Raw genomic sequence first — 12602 nt, 5'->3', positions numbered from 1 at the left:
GTCAGTTACCCTCGTTCTTCATTACGCTCTGAGCGGTATCTGCAATGGGCAGCTTTTGCCAGACGCGGACGAAATCGATTTCCATCCTTTTTGGATAGCCTGCTGGATCGACGCCTTTGGCATTGCGGGTTTCGGACAAGTGACCGCCGATGGCGAGGTTCAGGATCAGATGAAAGGGTTTATCGAACGGCGCGCCGGGCTTGTCCGAGGCCAGAGTGTGCCATTCGTGCGCGGCGCGGCGCGCATAGTTGTTGCCATCGATCCGCCAGACCATGCCGCCTGCATCCCATTCCACTTCATAGGTGTGGAACGCATCCCCAGCGCTAGGCAGACTGGTTTCGGCAGTGATATAGCGGTTGCGCGGGGGCTTTCCGCCGAAGTGGATCGTGCCCAGTACGCGGTCTTCGCGGCCAGAGGCGCAGGTGTCGCAAGCCTCTCCCAGATTGACCGCTTCCATGATGTCAATCTCGCCCGACAAGGCCCATGCGCCATAGGACCAGTCTTCGGGCAGCATCCAGATGGCGGGCCAAGTGCCCTGCCCTTGCGGCAATTTGGCGCGGACCTGCACTTTGCCGTAAAGCCATGCCGCTTTGCCAGCGGTGGAGAGGCGCGTCGAGGTGAACGGCTTCGTGCGGGTGGCGGCAGACTTTTCGGTACTGTCACGCTGATCGAGCGTGAAGGCGGGGCCCGTGTGGTTTTCCTTGCGCGCGATGATGTGCAGGACGCCGTCCTTCACCTCATGGTTGGCGTTGCGGGCGGTATAGCACTGGCGTTCTTCATTGCCGCCACCCCAGCAATCCTCGGCTAGAACCCAACGACTGCGATCCAGCGCCGCACCATCGAATTCATCGGCCCAGACCATTTGCCAATTCGGCTGCGTCGCCGCAGCGGCTGCAAGCAGCAGAATACTCATGCCGCAGCCGGAATGTCTGCGCCGCAATAGCGCGCGACGTAATCGGCATGAGACGGGAGCGCTGCCACGGTGCGCGCCACCTGTTCACGCAAGGTGGTGAGCAAATGCGCCATTTCATCATCGCGCAGCTTGGCCGCAACGGGGTGGTGGCTTTGCGGCATGATCCCCTGCCCCATCATCACCTGCACCCATGAGTTTTCGGCAAAGAGTTCCTCGTTCTTGCGGAACACACGGCCCGTTTCGCGGAACAGTTCGATCTTGTGCGTCAGGCTTTCCGGCACGTCCATCGCCGCCACATGCCGCCAGAATGGCGTGTCGCGACGGTCGGTCACTTTGTAGTGCAAGACGAGGAAATCGCGGATCTGCTCCATGTCGGTGAACTGCTGATCGTTGAATTCATCGATATCGCGCTGGCTGATGGTGCCTGCCGGGAGCATCCGCACGATGCGCAGGATCGCGCGCTGGATCAGGTGGATTGAGGTGCTTTCCAGCGGCTCCATGAAACCGCCCGAAAGGCCCACGGCCACACAATTTCGGTGCCACTGTTTGCGCCGCGCGCCGGTGCGGAAGCGGATGTGGTTGGGCTTGACCAGTTTTTCGCCCTCAACCGTGGACAGCAGCTTTTCCAGCGCGGCATCGTGGCCCAGAAAGTCGCTGCAATAGACCACGCCATTGCCCTGCCGGTGTTGCAACGGGATGCGCCATTGCCAGCCAGCTTCGTGCGCGATGGCGCGGGTATAAGGGACTGCCGGGCGGACACTGCTGGTCTGGATCGCGATGGCGCTGTCGCATGGCAGCCAGTTGGACCAGTCATCGTAACCAACGCGCAGCGCCCCTTCGATCAGGAGCGCGCGGAAGCCGGTGCAATCGATGAACAGATCGCCTTCGATGCGCTCGCCACTGTCGAGCAGCAGCGCAGCGATATCGCCGGATTCGCCATCAAGCTGGACTTGCGCGATCTTGCCTTCGACACGGCGGGTGCCGTCCGCTTCGGCCATGCCGCGCAGGAACCGCGCGTAGAGGCCGGAATCGAGCTGGTAGGCGTAATTCATGCGGTCTTCGGGCAAATGGGCGAAACGGCTGGCCTCTGCCGCTTTCAGCTCAAGGCAATATTCGCTGTAGGGTACGGTATGGCCGCGCGTCAGGCCGTTCATCCAGAAGTGTTGGAAGCCTGCCGACCAGTGATCCTTGCCGGTACCGCCGAACGAATGGAAATAGGCTTCCCCGGCAACGCGCCAGTTTTCGAAATTGATGCCCAGCTTGAACGTGGCCTGCGTGGCGCGCATGAAATCGGCCTCGGCAATGCCAAGGATGCGATTGTAGGCGACGAGCGGCGGGATCGTGCTTTCGCCCACGCCCACGGTGCCGATCTGTTCGCTTTCCACCAACGTGACTTGCGCCACGGATCCGAGCGTGCGGGCAAGCGCGGCGGCGGTCATCCAACCGGCAGTGCCGCCGCCTGCAATCACGATGCGGCGCGGGTTATGGGACGTGGTCATTGGCTCAGGCTCCTGAGGAGGAACTGCTGGATGCGCTGGGCGGTGCGCGCGTCGATGGGGGCGAGGATGCCCTGCCCGGCTTGGGGCACATGGGCGCGGGCGTCTTCGCCGCCGGAGAAGACGTAATAGTCAAACATGTCGCGCCACACCGCGCGTTCGGCTGCGGGCAAATCGCGGATGGCCATAATCGCGTGCGTCATCGCGGTCTGCGGTTGACCGAGGTAGCGCGGCGTATCGCGCCACCAATAGTTGACCAGCACGTTGAACGGCGCTGTGGCATCCACGTGGTGATACCACAGCGAGGGGATGAACAGCGCATCGCCGGGGTCGAGGTCCGCCACTTGTGCATGGGCCAGCGCTTCACGGTAGCGCGGGTGGCGATCAAAATCGGGATTGTCGAAATCGACGAGCGAGACCGGTCGGCCTGCAGGCGTCACATCAAGTGGACCGAGGTAAAGGTTGGCGAATTGATCGGGCGGGAACAGCGTGAACCGCCGTTGGCCGACCGCGCAGCACGCCAGATTGCGCGGGTGATCGTTATGCGCGGCAATCCGCGTGGCATTCCCGATCCAGATCGAGGCCAAGGCGTCATCCGGCACGGCGGGAACGTGGTTGGCCTGATGCAGGCCATCGAAATAGCGATGAACGTCAATCGAGCCGAGATAGACCGTGGGCTGATCTCCCGGTGCATCGAAACGGGCCAGTACATCGGGCAGGCGGCCCGATGCCATCTGGAAATTGACTGCCATCTGCGCGTCATAAAACAGCTTTCCGCCCTGATCGGGCGCAGCCACCGAATAGGGCAGATCGACCGCGCGCGCATGGGCCGACAGATAGCTTCGCGCCTCTTGCGCCGAGGCCAAACCAGCTGCAACCAGCGGCCATTCGCGCACAAGACCGCGCACCACAAACGGTGCCTCTCCGCTGGCAATCAGGCCGGACAGCGCCTGCGCTGCGGCCTCTGGCACGTGGGGCAAGGCTTCAACCGTGAGCACGACTGGACTTGCGGGCGACAAGATCAGCCAAGCGGCCTACCGAGGCCACGGCCATGAAGATCGGCAACAGATGCCCGGCGGCGTGAAGCTCACCCAGCACATCGGCGGGCAAAGTGCGAAGCCGCTCTTCGTTGATGGTCAGGAAGCCTGCGAGTGACTGGCGCGATCCATCGGCCTGCGGGACTTCGAACATGAACGGTTCGGCCAGATCATGCCGCTCCAGCGCTTCGTAGAACGCGCTCGATGCACGGTAGGCTCCATCAAGATCGCCAAGGTTTTGCGCAATGTCTTCCAGCAGGGCTGCGGGATTGCCCATGTCATCGAACAGGCGCTCGCCCTCGGCTTCCGATACGCGCGAGCTGGCCAGATCGATGTGGACTTGGGGTGTGGCAGCAGGATCGGTGGTGCGGCCGATCAGGAAGGGCTGCACCGCATGGGCCAGCGGAATCCAGGCAGCGTCCCACCCGTTCTCGCCCAGAAACAGGTTCTCGCCGTTCTCAAAGCCGAACAGCGCCAGTGCCGAGAGCCGCCCGCTTTCCAGATCACGCTGGAACACGATGGGATAATGGGCCTGCGCGCGCCGGAATTCAGCAGGCATGACAAGGCATGCCATTACCGCATCACCCAGCGTGGCAGCACGATCTGTGCGCACACGCAAATAGCGATGTTTCAGCGAATCGAGGACTGCGTGCTGGGTCATGGTGTGCCTGACTTCATCCTTGCGGGACTTTGCGATCTGCGCCGCTGTGCCCCGGTTTTCAGAAGAAGGGCCAGACCTTTCGGTCCGGCCCTTTTCCCATTGTGCTTGAACGTTATCAAGGCCTCAGAAGTTGATGCGTGCACCCACCTGATACCGGGCATAACCCGGCGAGGAGAAGAACACGTTGTTTGTGCTGCGCAGATGGCCACGGCGGTTCGAATTGGTGATGTTGATCCCTTCGAGGAACAACGTGTAGCCCTTCTTGAACTCCCAGCTCGCGCTGGCATCGACCTGGCCATAGGCCTCGATGAAGAACGGGTTCGGGCCGGTGCCGCCAAGGAACTTGTCGCGCCAGTTGTAGGCAACGCGGGCCTGCAAACCGTTCTTGTCATAGAACAGCACCGCGTTGGCACTGTCGGACAGACCGGTCAGCGCAAACTGGGGCACGCTGGAAGGCTGCGTCACGTCGTACCGCGCATCGCCCTTCACCACGGTGTAGTTCAGGATCGTGCCGAAGCCCGTGTCCCAGAAGCTGTGCTGAATGGCGAATTCGAAGCCATAGAGCCGCGCCGTGCGATCCGAGTTGATCGGCGTGGTGATCTGGAAGTTGACCGCGTTGTCTTCAGGCAGGCCAAGGATCTTGCCGGTGTAGTTGCCGGTTGCCGGATCGAAGCTGTCGACAACCACCGAGCCCGGATAGTTGGCAAAGATGTAGTTGCGGACCGCAGTCGTGCTTGCATTCGCACCCAGCGCAGCGATGGCGGCGCGATAGCGCGGACCATCAGCCGGGTTGGTCAGGCCGAAGGCTTCGCTGTCGATGCGGTCTTGCGCGATGAAGTTGCTGACGCGCTTGTCAAAGAAGCCGACCGAAAGGTAGCTGGCCTTGTCGTAGTACCACTCTGCCGAAACATCGATGTTCTTCGACTTGTACGGGCTAAGTCCCGGGTTGCCCTGGCTGCCAAAGCCGCCGCCGATGCGGAACAGCTGATCGACGGTGCGCCCGCCCTGCATCGAGGCATAGTCAGGCCGCGTGATGGTGTGGCTGTAGCTGGCACGAACCTTGACGTTTTCAATCGGTTCAAAATCGAAGTCGACCGCTGGGAGCCAGTTCTCATAGCTGCCCTTGAACGTCGTGAAATCGGTGGTGTTGCCATAGACGAGGTTGAATTCGTTGGCAGAAACCCACTGCGTGCCGGTTGGGATCGGCACCAGCGCCGATGACGTGATGTTCGTCTTTTCATAGCGCAGGCCTGCACGGAAGTGCGCCGGGTTCTGGAACAGATCGAACTTCGTGTTAGCTTGCACATAAGGCGCAACGGTGCGCTCGCGGATGCGGCGATCGACCTGGAAGGGCGAGAGGCAGTTGTTGTCACCGCCGCAGATGCCATTCAGTCCATCGAGGAACTCGACCATCTTTTCGAAATTGAACTTGTAGAAGCTCTGGATCATCGCCGGATCGTTTGACCCCGAAACACCGGAGAACTTGTCGGGCAGGGTTTCCAGCGTGAACAGATCGTCGGGCATCTGCGCCTTGGTGGTCGAACCGCCCCAGGTATCGTTCTGAATGAAGCCATAGGCCGAACGCACCTTGTTTTCGGTGTAGACGACGCCGAAATCGAGGCTTTCGAGGACGGAGTCATCGAAGTCCCAGCCGCCACGCAGCTGTGCTTCATTGATTTCGTCGCGGAAGAAGGCGTTGCGGAAAGCGTTGCCAGTGGCTTGGATGTTGCTTGCATCAAGCGCATTGATGCCCGGGTGCATGGTGTAGGAGATGACCGGCAGGTCCTTCTCGTAGTTCACCGACTGCTGAGCAATGCCAAACACCGCCGTGCCGACCGAAGTGCTGGTGCCATAGGGATTGTTGGCACCCGATTGCGCGGTCGAATGGTGCGCATCCAGCTCAACCCGCAGGCCAAAATCGCTCTTCCACTTGAGGTTACCGCCGAACGAATTGTTCTCCGAACGATTCTCGGTCAGCGCGCCCGAATAGGACAGATCCTTGCCTTCGCTCGCCCCAAAGCGTTCGGAATAGAACAGCGGCCCAGCCGTCGGACCATTGGTCCACGCGCTCGAAACGTCGTTGAAGTTGAACCACACGCCGACGTTGGAATTGCGCACCTGCACGGTGTTGCTGGAATAAGTATAGTCGAACGTTGCGGTCAGGTTGTCGGCCAAACGAGCCTGCAGCACCAGCTGGCCATTCAGACGCTCACGATCAATGTCATTGAGGTCATAGCTGGCGTTCTGCTGCACCTGATAGACATCGGTTGGCCCCGGACGGTTGGTGATGTTGGCAGCGCGTGGATCGGGTGCCTGCGGCAGCGAGCCCCAGTTGTTTTCCGAACCCAGATAGCCATCACGCCAGCCGACATTGGCCTGATTGACGCTGGCCTGACGCTTTTGCCAGGTGCCAGTCACCAGCACGCCGAACATGTCATCTTCACCGAACGTGGCCGAAACGATGCCCGAAACTTCGGGCGTGATCTTCGTGCCTTCGTTGAGCGAGGTATCATAGACTCCACGCGCGGCGATGCTGCCGGACACGCCCGGCTTGTCGAGCGGACGCGGCGTCTTGATGTTGATGGTCGAGCCGATGCCGCCGGTCGGCAGCGTCGCACGGCCCGACTTGTAGACCTCGACGCCTGAAACGCCTTCTGAGGCCAGGTTGGCAAAATCGAACGAGCGTGTGGACGGGGCGCTGGCGCCATCGCCCAACGAGCTTGTGGGCATCTGGCGGCCATTCAGCAGCACAAGGTTGAATTCAGGGCCGAAGCCGCGAACCGTCACCGTCGAACCTTCGCCATTCGAACGGTCGATCGAAACGCCGGTGATGCGCTGCAGCGATTCGGCGAGGTTCGTATCAGGAAACTTACCAATGTCTTCGGCCGAGATCGCATCGACGACACCTTGCGCGCTGCGCTTGATGTTGAGCGCCTGCGTGAGCGAGGCACGAATACCGGTGACGACAATCGCTTCACCTTCAGGCTCATCAGCAATCTGGGCATCGGCTTGGGCAGCGGTGGCCGCAGCTTCCTGCGCTTGCGCAGACTGGCTGGCGAGTGCCAGCGCCAAAGCGGCCATGCTTGATGCACGGACGGCGACAGAACGGGTCGTGGAAACTCTCATGATCCTCCCCCTTCTCCGGCTGCGAAGTTGAATCTCGAAGCTCGGATGCAAATCACAAGCGGACGCCAATACGCCGCCTTGTGAACGTTCACCTAAATGAGAACGTTCACGTGGTCAAGCGCCATTGTGGCGGGAAAGGCAGGGGCTGTGCTCTTTTTGCCAACATACATCAGGACCAAATATGGCTGAACCGAATTCCGTTTGGCCTGCCGGATGACTTGGCTTAGCTCTTTGCTGCAAGAGCGCCGCTGGAACACGCAGCCATGCGGGCAACCTATCAAGGGAGTGGGGTCTGTTGCGTGATCATGAACTAAGGCGCCGCGCGGTTGGCGAAATGCATTTGCGCCGCTGGCCGGTGCTGCCGGTGCCATGCCATATCGTGCAATGGGTTCTGGCTGTCGATGAAGACGAACGCGCAAGCGAACTTGCCGCGATTGAGGCCCTCACAGTCGGCAAGGACGTTGTTGGCAATCCGTCTCACCGTGAAGGCAGAATCAACGAATCGGTAGGCTTCACGTGGGAACGGCAAAGTGAGGGCAGCAGTCTGACGCTGTTTGCATCGCCATGCGATGAAGACGGCTTTCTTGATGTGCAGAGCGACCGGCATATCGCAGCGGCAATCGTTTGGGCACAAACCCTGCCCGGCAGGATCATCCGCAGTACTCGCGTGTGGCTGGGCGAGGACGACGCCAGTGTCACCCGCCTGCTTGATCGCCAATTGTTGAACCGGGACGAGCTGATTTCCAGCAAACTCGGAGACAACGTGCGGATCTGGTCGGATTTCCGCATCGTGGATGATGGCTTCGGACGCTTGTTTGTAGCCGCCAATGGGGCCGACCGGCGCGATCTTTCACGCCAGTTGCAGCGGATGCAGGAACTGGGCAACTATCGCAACAAGGCGCTGCTTGGCCTGCCAATTGCCCGCGAATGCTGGCCCAAGCTTGATGCAGCCGAAGCGCGTCTGCGCGAACTGGCCGACCGTATTGCAGATAGCGATGCCCGTGATGACAGCATTCTTGAACAGTTGTCCGGCCTCGCGCTGGATCTGGCATCGGTTTCCACTGCAATATCGTTTCGCATGGATGCGACCCGCGCTTACGGTCAGATCGTGGAAGAGCGGCTTGAACAGCTTGATGTTCGCGCGGTCGAGGGGTTTGCCTCGCTGGTCGATTTCACCCAGCGCCGTTTCCGCCCGGCGATGAACACCTGCCTTGCCACCAACGAACGCGTCGAACGACTGGGTAGCCGTACCGAGCAGTTGGCATCGCTGCTGCGCGCCAGAATTGACACGCGAATCGAGAACCAGAACGCTGAACTGCTGCGTTCGATGGAGCAATCAATATCGATGCAGGCCAGATTGCAGCAACTGGTCGAGGGACTCTCAGCGGTCGCGCTGACTTATTATGCGCTGAGCCTGCTCAAATATGCGCTCTATGCCGTGCCAGACGACCTGCTGGGTGTTTCGGACAATCTGCTGATCGGTCTGCTGGTTATCCCGATGGTCCTCGGCGTATGGTGGACCATGCACGTGCTGAAGGATCGGCTGATCAAGACGGCCGCCGCAAAATAATCCGCTTGTCCTGACGCAGTAAACTGTCCAAAGTGTTTGACAGATGGCGCGCTTCCCTTTCTCAGCAATTGTCGGTCAGGACGAGATGAAACTCTCGCTTTTGATTGCGGCGGTCGATCCCACAATTGGTGGGGTCATGGTTTTTGGCGATCGCGGGACCGGCAAATCTACCGCCGCCCGCGCTCTGGCCAGCCTGCTTCCCCCGATCATGGTGATGGATGGCTGCCGTTTCGGTTGTTCACCCGAAGCCCCGCGCACCTGCCCCGGCCCGTGTGAGAGCACCAAAGCCAGCAAGCGTCCGGTGCCCTTCGTGGACCTGCCTTTGGGCGCGACCGAAGACCGCGTGCTCGGCTCGCTCGATCTCGAACGCGCGCTGCGCACCGGGGAAAAGGTGTTTGAACCCGGCCTTCTGGCGCGCGCGCATCGCGGCTTTCTCTATATCGACGAAATCAACCTGCTCGAAGATCATCTCGTCGATCTGCTGCTCGACGTTGCCGCATCGGGCGAAAACGTCGTGGAGCGCGAAGGGCTTTCAGTGCGCCACAAGGCGCGCTTCGTGCTGATCGGCAGCGGCAACCCCGAAGAAGGCGAGTTGCGCCCGCAATTGCTTGATCGTTTCGGGCTTTCGGTTGAGGTTCGCACCCCACGCGCGATAGATGATCGCGTGGAAATCATGCGCCGCTGCGCAGCGCACGATGCGAACAGCGAGGCGTTTTCCGCCAGTTGGGCGGAGGAAGACGACAAGGTCCTCCACCAGATCGCGCGCGGCCAGAAGCGTTTGGCCAAAATGGACGTACCCGATGACGTGTTGGTCGATGCAGCCCGACTGTGCAGCGCTATCGGCGTCGATGGCCTGCGCGGGGAACTCACGTTGATGCGCGCAGCGCGTGCTTATGCTGCGCTGAAAGGCGCCAAGCTGGTGCGGCGCGAACACCTACTGCACATCGCACCGCTTGCCCTGCGCCACCGCTTGCGCCGCGATGTGCTGGACGAAAGCGGATCGACCGCCCGGATCGAACGCGCGATTGCCGAACATTTTGTATGATTAATCAGCTGGCAGATGCGCTGCTGGCAGCGCGCCTGCTGGCCCATTCGCGTACCAGCCTTGGCGGCATCTGCCTGCGCGGCGGTGGCCCGGCGCGCGATATGGTGATCGATGCCCTGCGCGCGCTGCTCCCACCTGAAACCCCGTTCCGCCGCCTGCCCGGCCATATCGATGATGATCGCCTGTCTGGCGGCACCGATATCGCCGCCAGCCTTTCCAGCGGCACACTCGTGCTCCAGCGCGGTTTGCTGGCCGAAGTGGCGGGCGGCGTGCTGATCGTGCCGATGGCCGAGCGCTTGCGCATCGACATTGCGGGCCGCGTGGCGCAGGCGATGGATAACGACGCCGCTTTTCTGCTTATCCTGCTAGACGATGGCGCTGACGGTGATGATCGGCCCCCGCCTGCGTTGATGGAACGGATCGCTTTCGACCTCTCGCTGAATGCGGTGCGCCCTGCCGATCTGGCCACTCCATTACCGAACGCCAGAGCACCCGGCCCTGCTGCCACGCTCGACAGCGAAGCGTTGGGCGCGCTTGCCGCCACGGCCACAGCGCTGGGCGTGGCTTCACTCCGCCCGCTGCTCCAATCCGCCGCTGCAGCCCGTGCCCACGCCGCATTGGCAGGCCGTGATCTTGCGGAAATGGCCGACCTTGAGGCTGCCACTCGCCTTGTCATTGCTCCGCGCGCCACGCAGCTTCCGCCCGAAGAGCAATCACCGCCGCCCCCTCCTCCCGAGCCGGAGCCCGAACCGCCCGAGGCTGAACAGGATCGCAGCGACGACGACGATGACGATACCCCGCCCGATATTCCCGAAGACCTGCTGATCGAGGCTGCCCGCGCGATGATCCCGCCCGATGTGCTGGATCTGATTGCCAAGGGCCGCGCCCAGAGGTCCGCGCGCGGGGGCGGACAGGGCCGCCGCACCGGTTCAGCCATGCGTGGCAAGCCATTGGGCGCACGGCCCGGCATGCCCGGCGGCGGCGTGCGCATGGCGCTGGTCGATACGCTGCGCGCCGCCATCCCTTGGCAGCCGTTGCGCCGCCGCGACCCCGCTCCGGAAGGCGCAGGCCCCATCCGCTTCCGCCGCGATGATTTGCGCGTGCGCCGCTTTGAAGAGCGCAGCACGACGGTCACGCTGTTCTGTGTCGATGCTTCAGGTTCCGCCGCGATGTCGCGCCTTGCCGAGGCCAAGGGTGCGGTCGAACTGATCCTTGCGCAAGCCTATGTAAAGCGGGCCGAAGTGGCGCTCCTTGCCTTCCGCGGCGCTGGTGCAGAGCTGCTGCTGCCGCCCACCCGCTCGCTCACTCGCGCCAAACGGGCCTTGTCGGAACTGCCAGGCGGCGGTGGCACGCCGCTCGCCAGCGGTATCGCGCTCGCCCGCCAACTGGCCGATGCCATCGCCTCGCGCGGGCGCACGCCGATGCTGGTGTTTCTGACCGACGGGAGCGCCAACATCGCCGCCGATGGCTCGCCCGGTCGCGTGCAGGCCAATGCCGATGCGCTCACCGCCGCGCGTGCGATTGCCGAGGCGCGGATCGATGCGGTGGTGATCGATATCTCCCCCCGCCCCCGCCCCGAAGCTGCCCGCGTGGCCGAAGCGATGCGTGCACGCTACTTGCCGCTGCCCTTTGCCGATGCCAAAACGCTGAATGCTGCGGTTGCCCTTGCCACGCAGCCGGAAAGGAAGCGGGCATGAGCGGACCACGCTGGGATGTTGATGGCCGTAATTGGCCCAACCGAACGACCAGCCGCTTTGTCGAAACGCCCGGGCTGAAATGGCACGTGCAAGTGGCGGGCGCAGGGCCCGCCGTTTTGCTGCTCCACGGCACGGGCGCGGCCACGCACAGTTGGCGCGATGTGCTGCCGCTGCTGGCCCGGAACTTCACCGTGATCTCGCCCGATCTGCCGGGCCATGGCTTTACCACAGGCCGCCCGAAGCAGGGACTGACCCTGAACGGCATGGCCAGCGCGCTGACCGATCTTCTGGCCAAGCTGGAGGCCAGCCCTACCTTGATCGCCGGACATTCCGCAGGAGCGGCCATAGCGCTGCAGCTGGTGCACGCGCAGGGCTGCAAAACGCCCGTCGTCGGCTTCAATCCCGCGCTGATGCCCTTCCCCGGCCTTGCCGCAAAGCTGTTTCCATCATTGGCCAAAGCGTTGTTCATCAACCCTTTCGTCCCACGGATGCTGGCCGGAATTGCGCGCATCCCCGGCGAGACTGGCCGCTTTCTGGGCCGCGCCACCGGGTCGAAAATCGATTCTCAGGGCATCGCCGCCTACGAAGCCTTGATGAGCCACCATCGCCACTGCGGCGGAGCGATGGAAATGATGGCCAGCTGGGATCTGGAAGCACTAAGCCGCCTGCTGCCAAAAATCGCCAGCCCGGTCTTGCTGGTCCATTCGAGCGCAGACAAAGCGGTACCGCTTGATTCGGTTGATCGCGCGGCCAAGCTCATCCCCGATTGCCGTCTGGAAGTGTTGCCTGCTCTGGGCCACCTTGCGCACGAAGAACAGCCCGAGCGCGCCGCAGACCTGATCGGCGCATTTCTGGCGCAAGAAGTTGGCCAAAAGACAGGAGAGCCTGCATGAACACTGTCGGTGAAAACTTCGGATGGATCGAAATCGTCGTGTTCGCAGGCATCGCTCTGGGCTTCGGGCTGTGGCAACTGCGGTCAATCAATCGCGAGATCGCAAAAGACAAACAAGCGGCTGAAGACAGACAGAGGAAAAATGACGATAGCTGAGCATTGATT

General features: G+C 62.0%; 10 protein-coding genes. 5 read left to right on the top strand and 5 right to left on the bottom strand.

Going from position 1 to position 12602, the window contains the following annotated elements; translation table 11 throughout:
* Position 1 precedes the first annotated feature (1 nt).
* The 5 genes from AC2A1F_RS13270 to AC2A1F_RS13250 form a co-directional block, all read right to left on the bottom strand.
* Positions 2-913, bottom strand: coding sequence for a glycoside hydrolase family 16 protein (locus AC2A1F_RS13270; protein WP_484209248.1), 912 nt, complete (start codon positions 911-913; stop codon positions 2-4).
* On the bottom strand, positions 910-2412 hold the full coding sequence (locus tag AC2A1F_RS13265) for a tryptophan halogenase family protein (protein WP_484209247.1): 1503 nt from the start codon (positions 2410-2412) through the stop codon (positions 910-912). The genes AC2A1F_RS13270 and AC2A1F_RS13265 overlap by 4 nt, the downstream gene beginning before the upstream one ends.
* Complete coding sequence (locus AC2A1F_RS13260; RefSeq protein ID WP_484209246.1) at positions 2409-3428, bottom strand: cupin-like domain-containing protein; 1020 nt, start codon at positions 3426-3428, stop codon at positions 2409-2411. Before AC2A1F_RS13260 ends, AC2A1F_RS13265 begins: the two co-directional genes overlap by 4 nt.
* On the bottom strand, positions 3394-4107 hold the full coding sequence (locus AC2A1F_RS13255; RefSeq protein WP_484209245.1) for a SapC family protein: 714 nt from the start codon (positions 4105-4107) through the stop codon (positions 3394-3396). The genes AC2A1F_RS13260 and AC2A1F_RS13255 overlap by 35 nt, the downstream gene beginning before the upstream one ends.
* Positions 4108-4230: 123 nt before the next feature.
* Positions 4231-7233, bottom strand: coding sequence for a TonB-dependent receptor (locus AC2A1F_RS13250; protein WP_484209244.1), 3003 nt, complete (start codon positions 7231-7233; stop codon positions 4231-4233).
* Between the two features lie 295 nt (positions 7234-7528).
* Between AC2A1F_RS13250 and AC2A1F_RS13245 the strand changes: the two genes are divergently transcribed.
* From AC2A1F_RS13245 to AC2A1F_RS13225, 5 genes are read left to right on the top strand one after another with little or no spacing between them, the layout of a single operon-like run.
* Entirely contained in the window at positions 7529-8803 is a 1275-nt protein-coding gene (locus tag AC2A1F_RS13245) for a DUF3422 domain-containing protein (RefSeq protein ID WP_484209243.1), read from the top strand.
* Positions 8804-8846: 43 nt separating this feature from the next.
* A complete protein-coding gene (gene bchI, locus AC2A1F_RS13240) occupies positions 8847-9848 on the top strand; it encodes a magnesium chelatase ATPase subunit I (RefSeq protein WP_484209242.1) in 1002 nt (333 codons plus the stop codon).
* Positions 9845-11545, top strand: a complete 1701-nt coding sequence (locus AC2A1F_RS13235) for a magnesium chelatase subunit D (RefSeq protein WP_484209241.1) — start codon at positions 9845-9847, stop codon at positions 11543-11545. Before bchI ends, AC2A1F_RS13235 begins: the two co-directional genes overlap by 4 nt.
* Positions 11542-12438, top strand: coding sequence for an alpha/beta fold hydrolase BchO (gene bchO / locus AC2A1F_RS13230; RefSeq protein WP_484209240.1), 897 nt, complete (start codon positions 11542-11544; stop codon positions 12436-12438). The genes AC2A1F_RS13235 and bchO overlap by 4 nt, the downstream gene beginning before the upstream one ends.
* On the top strand, positions 12435-12593 hold the full coding sequence (locus AC2A1F_RS13225; protein WP_484209239.1) for a hypothetical protein: 159 nt from the start codon (positions 12435-12437) through the stop codon (positions 12591-12593). Before bchO ends, AC2A1F_RS13225 begins: the two co-directional genes overlap by 4 nt.
* The last annotated feature ends 9 nt before the right edge of the window (positions 12594-12602 follow it).

Source organism: Novosphingobium sp. HNCC26BN242, from assembly GCF_057180525.1.
The sequence above is the reverse complement of the archived record's forward strand: the minus strand, read 5'-3'. Positions and strand labels throughout refer to the sequence as shown.